The following is a 19,236-nucleotide window of genomic DNA, read 5'->3' on the forward strand; positions in this document are numbered from 1 at the left end:
CCTCCGGAAATCGTCCTAAGGCATGACGCCACGAACGGTTACGAGGGGCACTCTTGTCGTGGAGTGCCCGCGCTGAAGGGGCCCACGAGCAGTCCGACGCGGTCGCGACCGCGATCGTGAGTTCTGCCCTGAGGAGCACCCATGTCTGGGAAGTCAATGCTGCGACGGCTCGTGCTGTCCGTCGTCTCCGTCACCGTCCTCGTCATCCCCGTCGCCGTGGGCTCGACCGCCTCGGCGGCCGTCGCCGGACCCGTCACGTGGCACGTCCGCGCCGGCGCCGAGACCCCCGACATGGCCGTCACCGCGATGGCCTTCCTGCCCAAGGACGTCTGGGTCGACGCGGGCGACACCGTCCACTGGACAGCCAACAGCGCAGAGCCGCACACCGTGACGTTCCTCGCGCCGGGGACGGCCCTGCCCGAGTTCAACCCGTTCGACCCGTCCCAGACCACGGCCCAGGGATCCTCCACGTATGACGGCACCGCCTATGCCAACTCCGGGATCATGGCCACGCAGCCGATCTTCGTCTTCACCGACCCGGTCGCCACCTACGACCTGACCTTCACGGCCACGGGTGACTTCACGTACGTGTGCCTGCTGCACGGCCTGATGATGACGGGGACGGTGCACGTGCGTCCGGCGGGCACGGCCTACCCCTACACCCAGCGTGACTACGACCGGGTGGGGACGCAGCAGGCCAATGCCACCCTGCACCGCGGACGCAACGCCTGGCGCGAGGCCAAGCTGGCCCACGCCACCACCGGCTCCCGTGTGCTCGTCGGCGTGGACGGCGAGGGCTTCGGGGTGTCGCGGTTCGTCCGTGACCGGATCGTCGTGCACGTGGGCCACACCGTGTCCTTCTACGTCGCCGGACCCGGCGCGCCGCACACCGTGACCTTCGGTCAGGAGCCCCCAGGGCTCGCCATCCTGGCTCCGTCCGGCGACCCGACCCACTTCGCCGGTGGGGACCTCAACAGTGGGGTGCTCGCGCCCGGTGCGCCGTTCGACGTCACCTTCACCACCGTGGGCACGTTCCACTACATCTGCGCCATCCACGACGACATGGGCATGGTCGGTGACGTGGTCGTCGTCCCCTGACCCGAGGGAGTGTGAGTGATCCGGCGGGCCTGGGCCCGTCGGATCACCCGAGCTCTCGCGGTGGGTCGCTCAGTGGGTGTGGGAAGCCACCGTGGACGCGAGCATGCCCTCGCGACCGGCACCGACGACGGTGAGCGGCAGCAGGGTCTTGCCGGTCGGCCCGATCTCGATGTCGGTGCCCATCTGGGGGCAGACACCACAGTCGAAGCAGGGCGTCCAGCGGCAGTCGTCGACCTCGGTCTCGTCGAGGGCGTCCTGCCAGTCGGCCCACAGCCACTCCTTGTCGAGGCCGGAGTCGATGTGGTCCCAGGGCAGCACCTCGGTCTCACCGCGCTCACGCGTGGTGTACCAGGCGACGTCGACCGGCAGGTCGGCCAGCGCGGTCTCGGCCGCCGTCATCCAGCGGTCGTAGGAGAAGTGCTCGCTCCAGCCGTCGAACCGGCCGCCGTCACGCCAGACCTGCTCGATGACCCGGCCGACCCTGCGGTCGCCGCGCGACAGCAGTCCTTCGACGATGCCGGGCTTGCCGTCGTGGTAGCGGAAGCCGATCGAGCTGCCGTAGCGACGGTCGGACCGGATCGCCTCGCGCAGCTTGGCGAGCCGCGCGTCGGTCTCCTCGTCACCGAGCTGCGCGCACCACTGGAAGGGCGTGTGCGGCTTGGGGACGAAACCGCCGATCGACACGGTGCACCGGATGTCGCGGCGGCCCGAGACCTGGCGACCGGTCTCGATGACCTTCTTGGCGAGCTCGGCGATCTGGAGCACGTCCTCGTCGGTCTCGGTCGGGAGTCCGCACATGAAGTAGAGCTTGACCTGGCGCCAGCCGGCGCCGTAGGCGGCGGAGACGGTCTTGATGAGGTCGTCCTCCGACACCATCTTGTTGATGACCTTGCGGATCCGCTCGCTCCCGCCCTCCGGGGCGAAGGTGAGCCCGGAGCGGCGCCCGTTGCGGGTCAGCTCGTTGGCCAGGTCGATGTTGAACGCGTCGACGCGAGTGGACGGCAGCGACAGCCCGGTCTGGGTGCCCTCGTAGCGGTCGGCCAGCCCCTTGGCGATGTCGGCGATCTCGGAGTGGTCGGCCGAGGACAGCGACAGCAGCCCGACCTCCTCGAAACCCGTTGCGGCCAGACCACGCTCGACCATCTCACCGATCCCGGTGATGGACCGCTCGCGCACGGGGCGGGTGATCATGCCGGCCTGGCAGAACCGGCAGCCACGGGTGCAGCCGCGGAAGATCTCGACCGACATCCGCTCGTGCACCGACTCGGCCAGCGGCACCAGCGGCTGCTTCGGGTACGGCCACGCGTCGAGGTCCATCACGGTGTGCTTCGACACCCGCCACGGCACGCCATGCGCATCCGGCTTCGGCGCGATCCGCTGGATCCGCCCGTCGGGCAGGTAGGACACGTCGTAGAGGGACGGCACGTAGACCCCGCCGGTGCGCGCGAGGCGCAGGAGCAGCTCGCGCCGGCCACCCGGCATACCCTCGGCCTTCCAGGCGCCGATCTGGTCGGTGACGGCCAGCACGGCCTCCTCACCGTCGCCCACGATCGCGGCGTCGACGAAGTCGGCGACCGGCTCGGGGTTGAACGCGGCGTGGCCGCCGGCGACGACGATCGGGTCGTCGTCCGAGCGGTCGACCGCGTGCAGCGGGATGCCGGCGAGGTCGAGGGCGGTGAGCATGTTGGTGTAGCCCAGCTCGGTCGAGAACGACAGGCCGAGCACGTCGAAGTCACGGATCGAGCGGTGCGCGTCGACGGTGAACTGAGGGACGCCGGACTCGCGCATCAGCGCCTCGAGGTCGGGCCAGACCGCATAGGTCCGCTCGGCGAGGGCGTCGGGGCGCTCGTTGAGCACTTCGTAGAGGATCATCACGCCCTGGTTGGGCACGCCGACCTCGTAGGCGTCGGGGTACATCAGCGCCCAGCGGGTGGTGAGCTCCTGCCCCTGCGGGCCGTGGCCGCCACAGTTCCAGTCCTTCACCGTGGAGTTCAGCTCGCCCCCGACGTACTGGATGGGCTTGCTGACCTGCTCGAGCAACGGCTCGAGCAGCGGGAAGACGGAGGTGCCGGGGGTGGAGTCCATGGTGGGACAAGGGTAACGGGGGTGCCGCTGGGCACCGAATGCCAGCGGTCACCACCGCCGGGGCGCAGGGCTCCCACCCGCCCGGGCCGCCTCCCTCTCACCCTTCTCCCAGCATCGGTTCCTAGCATCGTGCGGGTGTCTCGTCACCGGTTGCCACGCACGGTCCTGGCCAGCGGAGCTGCCCTCGCAGCCGCGGCCGTCGCCCTCGTGGCGGTGGTCGGCGTGGTGGGGTGGCGGGCGCCCAGCGGGTCGGCACCGGGGCCGGACCACTCCGCACGGGCCGAGAGCGCCGCCACGCCCACCCGGACGGCGACCTCGTCCGCCCCGAGCCCACGGTCCGTCGTGGGAGTCGGCGACTCGGTGACCGCCGGGACCAACTGCGACTGCGCGCCCTTCGTGGCGCGGTTCGCCGAGCTGCTCGGCGCCCGGGATGGTCGGCCCGCGACGGCCACCAACCTGGGCGTCCCCGGCCTGACCACTGACTCGCTCGCCACCCAGCTGACCCAGGCCGGACCAGCCCGGTCGGTGGCCGCCGCCGACCTGGTCGTCGTGACCATCGGGGCCAACGACCTCGGACCGCTCCAGGACCGCTGGGAGCAGGGCGGCTGCGGGCCGGCCTGCCTGGCGCCCGCCGTGGCCGCCATGGCTCGCGGGCTCGCGACCGATCTCGCCAGGGTCAAGGCCCTCGGCGGCCCGGGCCAGCGGGTCGAGGTGACGACCTACTGGAACGTCTTCGAGGACGGCGACGTCGCCGACCGGCAGCGCGGGGCGGGCTTCGCCGACTGGAGCGACAGCGTGACCGTGGCTGCCAACCGGGCGATCTGCGCGACGACTCGGAGCTTCGGCGACACCTGCGTCGACCTCTACGCGCCGTTCCTCAGTGCGGACGGCAACCGCAACCCCACGCCGCTGCTGTCCTCCGACGGTGACCACCCCGACGCCGCTGGTCACGCCCTGATCGCCCGCGCGCTGCTGGCGGCCACCCCGCGCTGACGGCCGGGAGGTCAGCGGCTGAGGTGGGCGGACAGGAAGTCCAGGGCGCGCGGCAGCACCGCCGACCACGCCCTGAAGTTGTGGCCGCCGTCGGGGACCACCTCGGTCGTCACGGACATCGGTGCGTGCACCAGGGCCACGAACCTCCGGGTGTCCCGCAGCCCCGTGCCGCTGACCTCGCCCGTCCCGATCGAAGCGAAGAGCGAGACCGGCGGGGCCGGCTGGTGCCGGAGCAGCCACTCCGGGTCGTTCAGGTCGCGCAGCACGGCCGAGCCGCCCCAGAGGTCGCCGGTCGTGTCGTCCTCGAGCGTGTGGTAGTACCCGGAGAGCGACGCACCGGAGGTGAAGACCGAGGAGTGCGTGAGGACCAGCTTGGCGGCGCAGTAGCCACCGGTCGAGTCACCCATCGCGCCCCACCCCACCGGCGACACCCGCAGGTCCTGCGAGATCGCCCGCGGGACGTCCTCACCGAGGAAGGTCAGGACCTGGGGCCCGGCCGGGACGTCGGTGCACTCGGTGTCACGCGGCGGCGCAGCGGTCGGTCGCAGCATCACGAGGACCATCGGTTTCGCCAGGTGCGCGTCGAGCTGCGACTGGAGGACCTGGGGGTACTGCATCCGTGAGACCAGCTCGCGCGTCGCGCCCGGGTAGCCGGTCATCACCTCGACCCCGGGGAAGCGCTTCCGCGAGTAGGCCTTCTGGAAGTACTGGGGTGGCAGGTAGACGGCCGCCGCCTCGGACAGGCCGCTGTGGGCGCCCACCAGGGTCAGGGCCTCGACCCGGCCACGAGTGGACCACTGCGCGGGCGTCGACCACGAGTCGATGCCGGCGAGCGAGGGGTCGAAGCTGGCAGCGCGAGGAGGTCCAGTGTGGTGCCCCGCGACGTGGGTGGCCGCGGCGTGGACGACCGCGCTGCCGGAGACCGACGTGCCGAGGAGCTCGGACCACGACCCGTAGAAGTAGCCGTAGTCGTTGAGGGCCGCCGCGACGAACAGCACGGCAGCCAGCTGGCCGGCCACGACCAGCCCGATCCGCTGCCCGACCTGCGCCGTCCGTGGCCCGTGCACGCGGGACCAGAGCAGCAGGGTCAGGCTCGTGCACCCCACCGTCGCGACCCCCAGCGTGACCAGCAGGGGCCAACCCAGCAGGGGCATGACACGCAACCTCCGACCTGCCCCGACCGCGGAGCACCGCAGCCAGCGTGCGCGCCGCGGATGTGCGGTGCCTGCGACTCCGCTGGGGGTTGGCTGGGAGCTGCCCGAGGGGACTCAGGTGGCTCCCAGCATCGCGTCCTAGCCTCGCCGCCATGCGCGCGTCCTCGGTCCGGATCATCGCCGTCTTCGGCCTGCTGCTGACCCTGGCGGTGTCCGCGCACTGGATCGGGGGCGGGCCCGACCCGGCTCCGACGAGCCACCCCAGCGCGAGCCACCACACGGCTCAGGTCGCCACCCCGGTCGGCTCGTCCGGGTCCCCACGCTGACCAGCCCGGGCGGTCGCATACTGGAGCCGTGCCGAGCCCGGCCGAACGCGTCGCCGCGGCCATGGAGGCGGTGCCCCGCACCGGCTTCCTGCCGCCCGCCCAGCGCGCCCACACCGACCGTGACGCGCCGCTGTCGATCGGTCACGGGCAGACGAACAGCCAGCCGACGACGGTGCGCCAGATGCTCGAGCTGCTCGACGTCCAGCCCGGCGACCGCGTCCTCGACGTGGGCTCCGGCTCGGCCTGGACCACCGCGCTCCTCGCGCACCTGACCGGCCCCGACGGCAGCGTCACCGGCGTCGAGCGGGTGCCCGACCTGGTCGCCTTCGGAGCGGCGAACCTGGTCGCCGCCGGTATGCCGTGGGCGCACGTCGAGCGTGCCGTCCCGGGCACCCTGGGCTGGCCCTGCGGTGGTCCCTACCAGCGCATCCTCGTCTCCGCGCAGGCGCCGGCGCTGCCGGCCGAGCTGGTCGACCAGCTCTCCGCGGGAGGGGTGCTCGTGCTCCCGGTGGCGGGCCGGATGCTCCGCGTGCGGGCAGACGACGGCGGGCCGACGGTCGAGGAGCACGGGTGGTACCGCTTCGTGCCCCTCGTCGCCGACCCGCCGGCGGGGCGTGCCGCCCCGGGTCCTGCTGGCTAGCGCCTAGCCCGCGTAGTGGGCGTCGAGCGTCTCCTGGTACTTCTCGCTGACCGCCTTGCGCCGCAGCTTGAGGCTCGGGGTCAGGTCGCCGTCCTCGATCGTGAGGTCGTGGTCGAGGATCGTGAACTTCTTGATCTGCTCCCACCGGTTGAGGTTCACGTTGAGGTTGTCGATGTAGACCTGCACCATGTCGTGCGCCTCCTTCGAGGTGACGATGGCCCGGTAGTCACCGGTGACCCCGTGCAGGTCGGCCCACTCCTTGATCGCGTCGGGGTCGAGCGTGACCAGCGCCGTGACGAAGTTGTGGTCCGCGCCGTAGACCATGAACTGGCTGACGTAGGGGCACAGCCCCTTGAAGGTCGACTCGATCAGGGACGGGGCGACGTACTTGCCGCCCGACGTCTTGAAGAAGTCCTTCTTGCGGTCGGTGATCCGCAGGTAGCCGTGGTCGTCGAGCGTGCCGATGTCACCGGTGTGCAGCCAGCCGTCGGCGTCCTTGGTCTCGGCGGTGTCCTCCGGCTTGTCGTGGTAGCCCTCCATGATCCCGGGGCCGCGCAGCAGCACCTCGCCGTCCTCGGCGATCTTCACCTCGGTGCCTGGCAGGGCCCAGCCCACGGTGCCGATCGCGTTGCCGGCCGGGCGGTTCACGAAGGACGCCGCACTGGTCTCCGTCAGGCCGTAGCCCTCGAGGATCGTCAGGCCGATCGAGTCGAACCAGTTGGCGATGTCCTTGTTGAGGGCCGCGGACCCGGAGATGAAGAAGCGGATCCGGCCACCGAACCGCTGGCGGACCTTGTGCAGCACCAGCTTGTCGGCGAGCGCGAGCTTCTTGGCGAGCAGGCCGGTCGGCTCCTCGCCCCGGGCCCGCATGCCGGCGACCTCGCGGCCGACGGACACCGACCACAGGAAGAGCTTCTCCTTCAGACCACCTTCGGCCTTCATCATCATCGTGATCCGGCCGTAGGCCTTCTCGAAGATGCGCGGGGCGGCGCCCATGAAGGTCGGCTGCACGACGGCCAGGTTGTCGACGATCTTGTCGACGCGACCGTCGATGGCGGTCGGGAAGCCGACCTGCAGGGGCAGGGTCAGCAGCACCTTGCCGAAGACGTGCGCCAGCGGCAGCCAGAGGTACTGCAGGTCGTTCGAGTTGAGGATCCCGATCGAGTCGACCGCGGCCGCCTCGTAGGTCCACGCGTCGTGGGTGAGCCGGACACCCTTGGGACGACCGGTGGTGCCCGACGTGTAGATGATGGTCGCGAGCTGGTCCTTGGTCAGCGCGTCGATCCGGTCGTCGACCGCGGAGGAGTTCGTGGCGAGCAGCTCGACGCCCATCTGCTCGAGCTCGTCGAGGCTGATCACCCACTCGCCGTCAGCGGTGCCGTCGAAGGTCACCACCCGGGTGATCTCGGGCAGGTCGATCCGGCGCTCCCAGAGCTTGGCGATCTGGTCGTCGTCCTCGGCGAAGACGACCACACTGCCGGAGTTGGCGAGGATGTAGGCGACGTCGGGGGCGATCGTCGTCGGGTAGATCGTCGTGGTCGCGCCACCGGCACACATCACCGCCAGGTCGGTCAGGGCCCACTCGTACCGCGTCGAGGACGCGATCGCCACGCGGTCCTCCGGGTGCACCCCGAGGGCGACCAGTCCGGCGGCCAGGCGGTAGGCACGCTCCCGGACCTGGGTCCACGTGACCGACGACCACGAGTCGTCCTCGGCGAAGCGGAACGCCTCGGCGTTAGGCGACTTCGCGACGCGGTCGCGGAACAGGTGCGCGACCGTCTCGGGGCGCTGCTCCAGGACCGCGTCGTTGACGCGCTCGTCCTGGGCGGTGAACAGGGGGGTGTGAGTCGACATTGACCGTCCTCGGCTCGGTGCAGGGGTTGCCGGGGATAGTGCCATGCACCGGCACCCAGTGGGGGTGAACGAGCACGATTGTGGCCAAAAGGTTGGACGTCCCTGCACCGGCCCCGAGGGGTCAGCGCCGTCGCGGAGTCAGGTGGACGTTGTTGACCAGCCCGATGGCCAGCCAGCAGGCGAACATCGAGGACCCTCCGTAGGACAGGAACGGCAGCGGCAGGCCCGTGACCGGCATGATCCCGAGGTTCATGCCGACGTTCTCGAAGACCTGGAACAGGAACCAGACCGCCACCCCGGACGCCATCAGCCGCCCGAAGGCGTCCTGCGCCCGCGCCGCCACGAGCACCGCGCGGAGCACCACGAAGCCGAGCAGGAGCAGGAGGCCGGCGGCCCCGAGGAAGCCCAGCTCCTCCCCCGCCACCGAGAAGACGAAGTCGGTCTGCTGGAACGGGATGAAGCCGCCCTGGGTCTGCCGGCCCTCGAACAGCCCCTGCCCCTGCCACCCGCCCGAGCCGATCGCGATCCGCACCTGGCGGGTCTGGTAGCCGATCCCCTGCGGGTCGGCCTGGGGGTTGGCGAACGCCGTGAGGCGGTCACGCTGGTAGTCGCTCAGCACCGGCGTGGTGAGGGCGACGACCACCCCCGCGGCCACGAGCGCCGCCGCCGCCGCCAGCCAGCGCTTGGGGGTGCCGGCCACGGCCACCACGCCGAACGCGAGGGCTCCGAGGACCACGGCCGAGCCCAGGTCGGGCTGGAGCATGACCAGCCCGATCGGCACGGCCGCCACCACGACCGCCAGCAGCAGATCACGCGCGTCCGGCTGGGCCTGCCGGTCGATCCGCTCGCCCAGGATGATCGCCAGGCCGAGGCAGAGCGCCGCCTTGGCGAGCTCCGACGGCTGCACGGAGAAGCCGCCGGGAAGCAGGATCCACGAGTGGGAGCCGTTGATCGTCGAGCCGACCGGTGTGAGCACGAGCACCAGGCCCGCCACGGAGACGAGGTAGAGCCACGGCGCTGCGGCGCGCAGCCACTGGTAACCGGTGCGGGTCACCGCCGCGGCGAGGGCCACTCCGACGGAGGTGTTGAACAGGTGCCGGGCGAGGTAGGCGGTGCCGCTCTGGTGGCGGGTCGCCGAGTAGACCAGGAGGGCACCGATCAGGGACAGGCCCAGCGCGGCCACGACCAGGCCCCAGTCGCTGCGCGCCCACAGCGCAGCGCCACCGCTCGCCCTGGCCCACATCCCGCCGTGGCGGGACCGGGTCAGGACGGGACGATCGAGGCCAGGACCTGTCGGCACGTCTCGATGTCCCCGGCCATCGCCTCGAGCAGCTCCTCGATCGTGTCGAAGCGCAGCGTCGGGCGGATCCGGTGGACGAACTCGACGGTGACCTCCTCGTCGTAGAGGTCGAGGTCGGTGCGGTCGAGGACGTACGCCTCGACGGTCCGCAGGGTGCCGTCGAAGGTCGGGTTGGTGCCGACCGAGATCGCTGCCGGCAGGGTCCGCTCGGGGTCGTCCCCGGCCTTGGCCACGCGGGTGAGCCACCCGGCATACACCCCGTCGGCGGGGACCAGCCCCAGCGAGTCGGGCGACAGGTTCGCGGTCGGGTAGCCCAGCTCGCGCCCGCGGTGGGCGCCGTGGACGACGGTGCCGGTCATGCGGTGCGGCCGCCCGAGGATGGCCGACGCCTCCGCGATCTCGCCGGCGGCGAGGTGGCGGCGGACGGCGGAGGACGACCACCGCTCGCCGTTCCCGAGGTCCTCCAGCACGATGACGTCGAAACCGTGGGCCGCGCCGAGGGCGGAGAGCGTGCCGACGTCGCCGGTGTAGCCGCGGCCGAACCCCCGGGCGTCCTCGCCGACCACGATCGCCCGCACGCCGAGGGTCTCGACGAAGGTGTGGACGATGAACTCCTCGGCGGTCTGCTGGGCGAACTCCTCGGTGAAGTCGAGCACGAGCAGCCCGTCGATGCCGGTCGTGCCCAGCAGCTCGTCGCGCAGCCGCCCGGGTGAGATCAGCTCGAGGGTGTCGGGGTGGAAGATCGCGGCCGGGTGGGGGTCGAAGGTGACGGCCACGCTCGGCAGGCCGCGCTCGGTCGCCTCGGCGACGAGCCGCGCGAGCACGGCCCGGTGGCCGAGGTGGACGCCGTCGAAGTTGCCGAAGGTGGCCACACACGGGCGCAGACCAGCAGGGGTCGCGGCGGGGTCGGTCCAGCGGTGCACGGGGGACACTCTACGAACCGGCCGGGGCGAACACGACGTGCGCCCTGGCTTTGTGACCCGACTCATCGAGCATCGCGACCAGCCGCCCGTCCGGGGCGAACGCGGCAACCGGATCGGTGCGGCCCGGCTGCGCCGAGTCCACCCGCTGGCCGTAGCCCACGGCGGTGGCCTCCTCGGCGGTGAGCTCGCGGTCGGCGAACTGGGCTCGGGCCGCGTCGGCCAGGGGGGTGACCGGGATCAGATCCGGGTCGGCCACGGCGCCGAGGGCCTCCAGCGCGTGGGCCTGGTCGAGGGTGAACGCCCCGACCCGCGTGCGTCGCAGGGCGGTGAGGTGACCGCCCACCCCGAGCGCGGCACCGAGGTCGCGGGCCAGCGCCCGCACGTAGGTGCCGGAGCTCACCGTCACCTCGACGTCCACGTCGAGCACGGGTATGCCGTCCACGTCGCCCGCGCGGGTCGACCGGACCTCGAACCGGCTGACCGTGACTGGTCGCGGGGGGAGGTCGACGTCCTCGCCCGCACGGACGCGGTGGTAGGAGCGCTCCCCCTTGACCTTGATCGCCGACACCGAGCTCGGGACCTGCTGGATGTCACCGGTGAGCTCGCGCACGGCGGCGTCGAGCTGGTCGGGGGTGATGCCGTCGGCGGCCACCGTCGCGGTGACCTCGCCCTCGGCGTCGTCGGTGATGGTGGTCTGCCCGAGCCGGATGGTGGCGGTGTAGTCCTTGTCGCAGCCGACCAGGAAGGTCAGCAGGCGGGTGGCCCGGCCGATGCCCAGCACGAGGACCCCGGTCGCCATCGGGTCGAGCGTGCCGGCGTGGCCGACCTTGCGGGTCGCGCAGAGCCGCCGGGCCCGACCGACCACGTCGTGGCTGGTCCAGCCGGACGGCTTGTCGACGACGAGCAGGCCGTCAGGCGCGGGCATCCGCGCCGGAGTCCTGCGAGCCGTCGGTGCCGGTGTCGTCCGCGTCTCCGGCGTCGTCCACCCCGTCGAGGTCGTCCTCGGGCTCGGGCTTGCGGTAGGGGTCCGCCTCGCCGGCGTAGGTCGCTCCCGCGGCCGCGGCCGCGACGGCCTCGTCGCGCTCCTTGGCCTCGCGGAGCAGGTCCTCGAGGTGGGCGGCCGTCTCGGGGATGGCGTCGGCGAAGAAGTCGAGGCTCGGCGTCAGCCGGATCTGGATCTGCCCGCCCACGAACGAGCGCAGCCGACCCTTGTTCTTCTCCAGGAGGGCCGCGGTCTTGGCGCGCTGGGTCTCGTCACCGAACACGGTGTAGAAGACCGAGGCGTGCTGCAGGTCACCGGTGACGCGCACGTCGGTGATGGTGACGAAGCCCAGGTCGGGGTCCTTGACGATCGACTCGACGTTCGCGGCGATCAGGGTCTTGATGCGGTCGGCGATCTTGCGGGCCCGTCCGGCGTCAGCCATGCGAGGACTCCTTGCTGCTCGTGGTGAGGGTGTGACTCAGGCGAAGCCTGTGGGCCGGGGGTGACGTACCGCCGCCCCCGGCCCACACGGCATACCGTCAGTCGCGCGGCTTCTCGCGCATCTCGGACGTCGCGATGAGGTCACCGATCTGGAGGTCGTTGAACGACCCCAGGTTGATGCCGCACTCGAAGCCCTCGCGGACCTCGGTGACGTCGTCCTTGAACCGGCGCAGACCGGCGATCTCGATGTTCTCCGCCACGACCACACCGTTGCGGGTGATCCGCGCCCGGGTGCCGCGCTTGATCTCGCCGCTGCGGACGATCGATCCGGCGATGTTGCCGAACTTGCTGGAGCGGAAGATCTCGCGGATCTCGGCGGTGCCGAGCTCGATCTCCTCGAACTCCGGCTTGAGCATGCCCTTGAGGGCCGCCTCGATCTCCTCGATGGCCTGGTAGATCACCGAGTAGTAGCGGATCTCGACGCCCTCGCGCTCGGCGTAGTCGGCGTTCTGGCCCTCCGCGCGGACGTTGAACCCGATGATCACCGCGCTGGACGCCATGGCCAGGTTGATGTTGTTCATCGTGATCGCACCGACACCACGGTCGATGATCCGCAGGTCGACCTCGTCGCCGACGTCGATCTGCAGCAGCGCGTCCTCGAGGGCTTCGACGGAACCGGACACGTCACCCTTGAGGATGAGGTTGAGGGTCTCGACCTTGCCTGCTGCGAGGGCCTCGGTGAGGTCCTCGAGCGAGATGCGCTTGCGGGCCTTGGCCAGCGACGCCTGCCGGTCCGCGGACTCGCGGCGCTCGGCGATCTGGCGGGCCGTGCGGTCGTCCGGAGCCACCACGAAGGTGTCACCGGCGCGCGGCACCGAGGACAGGCCCAGCACCTGCACCGGACGGGACGGACCCGCCTCGGTGAGGTTGTTGCCGTGCTCGTCGAGCATCGCGCGGACGCGGCCGTAGGCCGAACCCGTGACGATGGCGTCACCGACGTGCAGCGTGCCGGCCTGGACCAGCACCGTGGCCGTGGCGCCACGGCCACGGTCGAGGTTGGCCTCGATCGCGACACCGCGGGCGTCGCGGTCGGCGTTGGCGCGCAGGTCGAGCGCGGCGTCGGCGGTGAGCAGGACGGCCTCGAGCAGCGCGTCGATGTTCTGGCCGGCCTTGGCCGACACGTCGACGAACATCGTCTCGCCGCCGTACTCCTCGGCGACCAGGTTGTACTCGGTCAGCTGCTGGCGCACCTTGGCCGGGTTCGCACCCTCGACGTCGATCTTGTTGACCGCAACCACGATCGGCACGTCCGCAGCCTGGGCGTGGTTGAGCGCCTCGATGGTCTGCGGCATGACGCCGTCGTCGGCCGCGACCACGAGGATCGCGATGTCGGTCACCTTGGCACCACGGGCACGCATGGCGGTGAACGCCTCGTGACCCGGGGTGTCGATGAAGGTGATCGGACGGTCGACGCCCTCGTGCAGCTTGTGCACCTGGTAGGCACCGATGTGCTGGGTGATGCCACCGGACTCGCCACCGGCGACGTCCTCGTTGCGGATCGCGTCGAGCAGTCGCGTCTTACCGTGGTCGACGTGACCCATGACGGTCACGACCGGCGGACGCGCCTCCAGGTCCTCGTCGTCCTCGCCCTCGATACCCGTCTCCAGATCGATGTTGAAGGCGTCGAACAGCTCCTTCTCCTCCTCCTCGGGGGAGACGACCTGGATGTCGTAGCCCAGCTCGGCGCCGAGCAGCTTGAAGGTGTCCTCGTCCAGCGACTGGGTGGCCGTGGCCATCTCGCCGAGGTGGAAGAGCACCGTCACGAGGGCACCGGGGTTGGCGTTGATCTTGTCCGCGAAGTCGCTCAGCGAAGAGCCCCGGCGGACCCGGATGAGGGTCGTGCCGTTGCCGCGGGGGACGGTGACGCCACCCAGCGACGGGGCCTGCATCTGCTCGAACTCCTGGCGCTTCGCGCGCTTGGACTTGCGTCCGCGCACGGGACGGCCACCACCGCGGCCGAAGGCACCCGCGGTCGAGCCGCGACCGGCGCCACCACGGAAGCCACCGCCACCGGGGCGACCGGCGAAGCCGCCGCCGCCGCCAGCGCCGGGGCCACCGGGACCACCGGGGCCACGACCGCCACCGGCACCGCCGGGGCCACCGGGCCCACGGCCGCCACCACGGGCGGGACGCTCACCGGGACGACCGACCGCACTGCGGTCGGGCATCATGCCGGGGCTGGGACGGGCCGCGCCGGGGCGCGGTCCACCGGGGCCGGCCGTGCCACCCGGGCGCGGACCGGCTGCGCCGGGACGGCTCTGGGGGCGGGGCATGCCCTGGCTGGGCGCGAACGGGTTGTTGCCCGGACGGGCGCCACCCTCGCGGCCGCCACCCTCACGGGGAGCACCCTCGCGGGGGGCACCCTCACGGGCGGCCGGGCCGCCGTCACGACCGGTGCGCATGCCCTGGCTGGGCGCGAACGGGTTGTTGCCCGGACGCGGGGCGCCGGGACGGGGGGCCGGGCCACCGGGACGGGGCGCGTTGCCGGGCCGCGGGGAGGCCGGCACGCCGGGACCCTGCTGACCACCGTCACGCGCTGACTGGACGTCGGCCCGGGCCGCAGGGGCCTCGGGAGCAGCCGGAGCAGCAGGTGCCGGAGCGGCGGGAGCGGCTGCGGCGGGCGCAGCCGGAGCGGCGGCTGCGGGAGCCGGCGCAGGGGTGGGCTCTGCTGCGGGAGCAGCAGGCGCCTCGGGGGCAGCAGCCGGGGCCGCCGCAGGTGCGGTCGGCTCGGCGGTCTTGGCTGCGGTCGGGGCCGCCGGGGCGGACGGACCGGCAGGCTTGGCAGCTGCCTTCTTGGCGGGGGCCTTCTTGAGGTCCTCCGGGAAGGTCTCCGTCGCCTTGCGGACGACGGGTGCCTCGATGGTCGAGCTGGCGGTCTTGACGTACTCACCAATGCTGTTGAGGTGGGCGATCAGCGTCTTGCTGTCGGTGCCGAGCTCTTTGGCGAGCGCGCTTACACGGACCTTGGCCACGTTTCTCCTGTTCCTGGTCCGCAGTCAGGTGACAGGCGCGGACCGTCGTTAAAGCTGGTTGGAGCTCATTGCTGAGTTCTCATCGGATGCTCATCAGCGTCAAACCCAATCTCGGTTCGATGGACATAGCTGCTTCCCTGGACGGCGCCCATGGAAGCGGACGGTCCCCTCTGGTGGAGGGGCTGTGCTTAGCTCGTGGTCTGGTCCAGGCCCTCGACGTATGCCGTGACGGCTGCCGGATCCGGGGCGGCGCCGACACGCAGCGCACGACCGAACGCCCGGCGGCGCAGGGCCTGCTCGAGGCAGTCGCCCGTGGGGTGCAGCCAAGCGCCGCGCCCCGGCAGGCAACGCCGCGGGTCGGGGCTCAGTCGGATCACTCCGGCCTCATCCGTCTCCGCGACCACTCGCAGGAGTGCCGACCGGCTATCCGTCCTGCGGCACCCCACACACGTCCGGGTCGGTTGCCCGTGCGAGGTGTGGATGGTCGTGCTCGATGCCGCTGGCCGGAGTCCAGTCCGGTCGGTCACCACCAGTCTAGCCCCTACTGCCGCTCGGCTGCGTCACCAGCACCGCTGGCGGGGGCCTCGGCACGCGCCTCGCGGGGGCTGTCGACGGGCGCGGTGTCGGGTCGGATGTCGATCCGCCAGCCGGTGAGCTTGGCCGCCAGGCGGGCGTTCTGGCCCTCCTTGCCGATGGCCAGCGAGAGCTGGTAGTCCGGCACGACCACGCGGGCCGACCGTAGCGTCTGGTCGACGATCGTCACTGACTGGACCCGTGAGGGCGACAGCGCGGCCGCGACGAACGTGCGCGGGTCCTCGGAGTAGTCGACGATGTCGATCTTCTCGCCGTGCAGCTCGGTCATGACGGCGCGCACGCGGGCACCCATCGGCCCGATGCAGGCGCCCTTGGCGTTGAGGCCGGCGACCTTGGAGTGGACCGCGATCTTCGTGCGGTGGCCGGCCTCGCGGGCCAGCGCCGCGATCTCGACCGAGCCGTCGGCGATCTCGGGCACCTCGAGGGCGAACAGCTTGCGCACGAGGTTGGGGTGGGTGCGGGACAGCCCGATCTGCGGGCCCTTGGGGCCGCGACGCACGGAGACGACGAAGCAGCGCAGCCGCTCCCCGTGGACGTAGCGCTCCCCCGGCACCTGCTCGGCCAGCGGCAGGATGCCCTCGACGGTGCCGAAATCGACGGTCACGACCCGCGGGTCCGGGCTCTGCTGGATGACGCCGGCCACGACGTCACCCTCGCGACCCTTGAAGTCACCCATGATCGCGTCGTCCTCGAGGTCACGCAGCCGCTGCACGATGACCTGTCGCGCCGTGGCGGCGGCGATGCGGCCGAAGCCGGTCGGGGTGTCGTCGAACTCCGGGCCGTACTCACGCGGTGCGCGCTCCGCCGGCGCCGGCGGGGTGTCGGAGTCGCCGTCCTCGGGGTCGGCCGGCTCCGGCTCGGGCTGCTCGAGCTCCTCCTTGGCCCACACCACGACGTGCCCCGACTTGCGGTCGAGCTCGACGCGGGCGTTGCGGTAGGCGCCGTCGGTGCGGTGGTAGGCGACGAGGAGGGCCTGCTCGATGGCGGGGATGAGGATGTCGAGGGAGATGTCGCGCTCCCTCTCGAGGGCCCTCAGTGCGCCCAGGTCGATGTCCATGTCAGTGCTCCTCAGCGGGGTCGACGCCGTCGGCGGCGTCGTCGTGGTCGTCGTTCTCGTCGTGGTCGTCGGTCTGGTGGTCGGGGTGCTCGTCCGCGCGGTCGGAAGGCCGCGAGAACTCGACCTGCACCACCGCTCGGGACACCTCGGCATACGCGACGTGGACCGACCGGGCCGGCTCCTTCTTCGTGGCCGGCACCTCGAGGGTGACCCCGGTGTCACCCGCGGCGGTGATGCGGGCCGTGACCGGTTCGCCCTCGACGAGGGTGAGCGTGACCAGCCGCGAGACGTTGCGCCGGAAGTGCCGCGGCTCGGTCAGTGGCCGGTCGATGCCGGGTGACCCGACCTCGAGCGTGTAGGGCTGCTCGCCCATCGCGCCCGTCTCGTCGAGCGCGTCACTCACGGCTCGGGTGGCGTCGGCCACCTCGTCGAGCGTCAGCGGTGGCGTGACGGAGGTCGTGTCACCGGTGTCCTGGAGGACCCGGTCGATCCAGATGCGGACGAGGCGGCGCTTGCCGGCAGGGGTCACGGCGACGTCCTCGACCAGCAGCCCGAGGTCGCTCAGCGGCGCCTCGACGGCGGGACGAATCTGTTCCTTGACGCTCACTGACTCGTCCTCTCTGAAGTTCTGGTGGTGGTGCACCGCCACTCTATCGGCGCCCCGAGTGGGCCGCATGCCCGCACCGGTCGGCATGCCATGATCGGCGCATGCCACAGGTCGACCCCGGTATGCCGCCGTGCCCCACCCGGCGTGGCGTCCTCACCGCGGGCGTCGGCCTGGCCCTCGGGTCGGTCGCGGCGATGTCGTTGGCGGCGTGCGGGATCCGGCTCGAGGACGACGCCCCGAGGGTGCCGCTCATCCCGACCCGGGCACCGATCTCGGGTGAGGCGTTCCTCATCGCGCTGTGGCGGCACTCGGACGACCTCGCCGAGCGTGCCACCAGCCTCGGAGGGGCGGCCACCGGGGTGCCGGCCAGGCTGGCCGGGCTGCACCGGCGCCAGGTGAGCGTCCTGCAGGCCGAGCTGCTCCGGCTCGGCGTGCCGCAGAAGGTGCTGGACGACGCCTCGGCTCCGTCGGCCACCCCCACGACCACCACCCCACCCACGACGGGGGCACCGACCACGGGCACGGCCACTGGTACCGGCACTGGCACTGGCACTGCGCCCGTCGCCGGACCCAAGGCGCTCGCGGCGGAGGAGGCCAGCGACCTGGGGCCGACCGCGATCGCGTCGCTCGCCACGGTGCCCTCGAGCGCGGTCCCGCTCATCGGCAGCGTGCTGGCCCAGCGCGCCGCCGCCGCGACCCTGCTCGGCGCGCCCGCCACCTGGCCCGAGCCGGCCTGGTCGGCCCCCTCGCTCGCGGCGTCGTACCTCGAGAGCACCCGCGCCGCCGTCTACGCGTTCGAGGTGGTGGCGGCGCAGTCCCCCACCGGTGCCCAGCGGACCCTCGCGCTGGCCACCCTCACCACGCTCGAGTCGCGGGCGAGCGAGCAGGAGTCCCTCGCCAGCGCCTCGGCGGGGCCACCGGCCCTGGGCTACCCCCTGCCGTTCGCCGTGACCACCCCGGCCGCCGCGCGCCGGCTCGCGGCCCGGGTGCTGACCGACCTGCGTGCCTCGGTCGCGCGCGACCTCGGCTCCACCAACGGCGACCTCGGACCGCTCGGTGCCCTCGTGCAGTGGCTGGCCGCCACCGAGGTGCTGGGATCGCGCTGGGGTGTGCCGCTGGCCGCCTTCCCCGGCCTGACGTGACCCGACCGGAAGACGTCGTCGAGCTCGTCCCCGGCGAGTTCCGCGCGTTCGTGCACCGCTTCTCCGCGCAGGACGGTGGGGTCGGCGGCCCGTCGGGCGCCGACTGGGCGGCCCGGCTGCCCAGGCTGCTGGCCGACGTGCTCGACGAGTGGGGGCTGGAGCCGCTCGGCACCGGTCGCACGGGCTGGACCGCGGTGGTCGTGCCGGTGCGCCGGGACGGCGAGCGGCTGGCCCTCAAGCTGGTGTGGCCCCATGTGGAGTCCCGCGACGAGGCGCTGGTGCTGCGGCACTGGGACGGTCGCGGTGCGGTCCGGCTCGTGGCGGCCGACCCGGGCCGGAGCGTGCTGCTGCTCGAGGCCCTCGACCCGGACCGCGACCTGCGCGCCGTGGACGTCGACACCGCCTGCACCGTCGCCGGTGAGCTGATGGGCCAGCTGCACGTGCCGGCGCCCGCGGGGCTGCGTCGCCTGTCGACCTTCGCGCGCGAGCAGCTCGCCACGCTGGAGTCGGCGGACGGCGCGCTCCCCCGACGCATGCTCGAGCGGACGGCGACGCTGGTGCGTGACCTCACCGCCGACGAGCTCTGCGACGCCACGCTCGTGCACACCGACCTGCACTACGAGAACGTGCTCGCGAGCCGGCCGGGCTCGGGTCGGCCGGACTGGCTGGCCATCGACCCGCACGCCATGGCCGGGCACCCCGGGTTCGAGGTCCAGCCCCTGCTGCGCAACCGCACCGACGAGCTCGGCACCGGCTCGACGTTCCGCTACCTCGTGCGTCGACGCCTCGAGATCTGTTGCGAGGCAGCGGGAGTCGACGAGGACGAGGCGCTGGCCTGGACCTACGTGCACACCGCCATGGAGGCGGGTTGGGCGGCCGGGGACGGCGACCGGGACGCGGTGTCCTTCAACGTCGCGCTGCTCAAGGCCCTCGACGGCTGAGGACCACGTCACCGACTTCTGGCCACCCGTCCCGCACCGGACACCACACGTGGGCTGCTCGTGCACC

General features: G+C 72.1%; 17 protein-coding genes. 6 read left to right on the plus strand and 11 right to left on the minus strand.

All coding sequences use genetic code 11. From position 1 onward, the window contains the following. Window positions 1–141 precede the first annotated feature (141 nt). Entirely contained in the window at window positions 142–1,098 is a 957-nt protein-coding gene (locus ASG95_RS13755) for a plastocyanin/azurin family copper-binding protein (RefSeq protein WP_082592624.1), read from the plus strand. A 69-nt stretch (window positions 1,099–1,167) separates the two neighbouring features. On the opposite strand, the gene ASG95_RS13760 is transcribed toward ASG95_RS13755, so the two are convergent. Beyond that, complete coding sequence (locus tag ASG95_RS13760) at window positions 1,168–3,183, minus strand: TIGR03960 family B12-binding radical SAM protein (RefSeq protein WP_057377838.1); 2,016 nt, start codon at window positions 3,181–3,183, stop codon at window positions 1,168–1,170. Window positions 3,184–3,318: 135 nt separating this feature from the next. Between ASG95_RS13760 and ASG95_RS13765 the strand changes: the two genes are divergently transcribed. Further along, window positions 3,319–4,176 carry an SGNH/GDSL hydrolase family protein gene (locus ASG95_RS13765; protein ID WP_162259408.1) on the plus strand — a complete coding sequence of 286 codons (858 nt, stop codon included), beginning with the start codon at window positions 3,319–3,321 and terminating at the stop codon, window positions 4,174–4,176. A gap of 11 nt (window positions 4,177–4,187) precedes the next feature. On the opposite strand, the gene ASG95_RS13770 is transcribed toward ASG95_RS13765, so the two are convergent. Further along, on the minus strand, window positions 4,188–5,330 hold the full coding sequence (locus tag ASG95_RS13770) for an esterase family protein (protein ID WP_057377840.1): 1,143 nt from the start codon (window positions 5,328–5,330) through the stop codon (window positions 4,188–4,190). Window positions 5,331–5,482: 152 nt separating this feature from the next. Between ASG95_RS13770 and ASG95_RS21405 the strand changes: the two genes are divergently transcribed. Further along, window positions 5,483–5,656 (plus strand): hypothetical protein, encoded by a 174-nt coding sequence (locus ASG95_RS21405; protein ID WP_157582087.1) that lies wholly within the window; start codon window positions 5,483–5,485, stop codon window positions 5,654–5,656. 28 nt (window positions 5,657–5,684) lie between these two features. Continuing rightward, on the plus strand, window positions 5,685–6,296 hold the full coding sequence (locus tag ASG95_RS13775) for a protein-L-isoaspartate O-methyltransferase (protein ID WP_235543878.1): 612 nt from the start codon (window positions 5,685–5,687) through the stop codon (window positions 6,294–6,296). Between the two features lie 3 nt (window positions 6,297–6,299). Here ASG95_RS13775 and ASG95_RS13780 read toward each other — a convergent pair whose 3' ends face one another. The 9 genes from ASG95_RS13780 to rimP form a co-directional block, all read right to left on the minus strand. Continuing rightward, the gene (locus ASG95_RS13780; RefSeq protein WP_057377841.1) at window positions 6,300–8,150 is read right to left on the minus strand and encodes a long-chain fatty acid--CoA ligase; all 1,851 of its coding nucleotides are present in this window, start codon (window positions 8,148–8,150) and stop codon (window positions 6,300–6,302) included. A 121-nt stretch (window positions 8,151–8,271) separates the two neighbouring features. Beyond that, entirely contained in the window at window positions 8,272–9,450 is a 1,179-nt protein-coding gene (gene rodA, locus ASG95_RS13785; RefSeq protein WP_369820383.1) for a rod shape-determining protein RodA, read from the minus strand. Beyond that, the gene (locus ASG95_RS13790) at window positions 9,414–10,373 is read right to left on the minus strand and encodes a bifunctional riboflavin kinase/FAD synthetase (RefSeq protein ID WP_057378924.1); all 960 of its coding nucleotides are present in this window, start codon (window positions 10,371–10,373) and stop codon (window positions 9,414–9,416) included. The genes rodA and ASG95_RS13790 overlap by 37 nt, the downstream gene beginning before the upstream one ends. Window positions 10,374–10,383: 10 nt before the next feature. Further along, window positions 10,384–11,298, minus strand: coding sequence for a tRNA pseudouridine(55) synthase TruB (truB, locus tag ASG95_RS13795; protein WP_057377843.1), 915 nt, complete (start codon window positions 11,296–11,298; stop codon window positions 10,384–10,386). Continuing rightward, window positions 11,285–11,797, minus strand: coding sequence for a 30S ribosome-binding factor RbfA (gene rbfA / locus ASG95_RS13800; RefSeq protein ID WP_057377844.1), 513 nt, complete (start codon window positions 11,795–11,797; stop codon window positions 11,285–11,287). The genes truB and rbfA overlap by 14 nt, the downstream gene beginning before the upstream one ends. Before the next feature lie 97 nt (window positions 11,798–11,894). Next, on the minus strand, window positions 11,895–14,828 hold the full coding sequence (gene infB / locus ASG95_RS13805; RefSeq protein ID WP_057377845.1) for a translation initiation factor IF-2: 2,934 nt from the start codon (window positions 14,826–14,828) through the stop codon (window positions 11,895–11,897). 188 nt (window positions 14,829–15,016) lie between these two features. Beyond that, window positions 15,017–15,358: a YlxR family protein gene (locus tag ASG95_RS22110; protein WP_369820384.1), complete on the minus strand. Its 342-nt coding sequence runs from the start codon at window positions 15,356–15,358 to the stop codon at window positions 15,017–15,019. Window positions 15,359–15,369: 11 nt separating this feature from the next. After that, on the minus strand, window positions 15,370–16,479 hold the full coding sequence (gene nusA / locus ASG95_RS13815) for a transcription termination factor NusA (protein ID WP_056922615.1): 1,110 nt from the start codon (window positions 16,477–16,479) through the stop codon (window positions 15,370–15,372). A 1-nt stretch (window position 16,480) separates the two neighbouring features. Continuing rightward, on the minus strand, window positions 16,481–17,086 hold the full coding sequence (rimP, locus tag ASG95_RS13820) for a ribosome maturation factor RimP (protein WP_056922614.1): 606 nt from the start codon (window positions 17,084–17,086) through the stop codon (window positions 16,481–16,483). Window positions 17,087–17,187: 101 nt separating this feature from the next. Here rimP and ASG95_RS13825 point away from each other — a divergent pair, with 101 nt between their 5' ends. Together ASG95_RS13825 and ASG95_RS13830 are read left to right on the plus strand one after the other, a co-directional pair. Then, complete coding sequence (locus tag ASG95_RS13825) at window positions 17,188–18,228, plus strand: DUF4439 domain-containing protein (RefSeq protein ID WP_057377846.1); 1,041 nt, start codon at window positions 17,188–17,190, stop codon at window positions 18,226–18,228. After that, window positions 18,225–19,169: an aminoglycoside phosphotransferase family protein gene (locus ASG95_RS13830; protein WP_057377847.1), complete on the plus strand. Its 945-nt coding sequence runs from the start codon at window positions 18,225–18,227 to the stop codon at window positions 19,167–19,169. Before ASG95_RS13825 ends, ASG95_RS13830 begins: the two co-directional genes overlap by 4 nt. Window positions 19,170–19,236 lie beyond the last annotated feature (67 nt).

Source organism: Phycicoccus sp. Soil803 (assembly GCF_001429685.1).
In the GTDB taxonomy this organism is placed as follows: domain Bacteria; phylum Actinomycetota; class Actinomycetes; order Actinomycetales; family Dermatophilaceae; genus Pedococcus.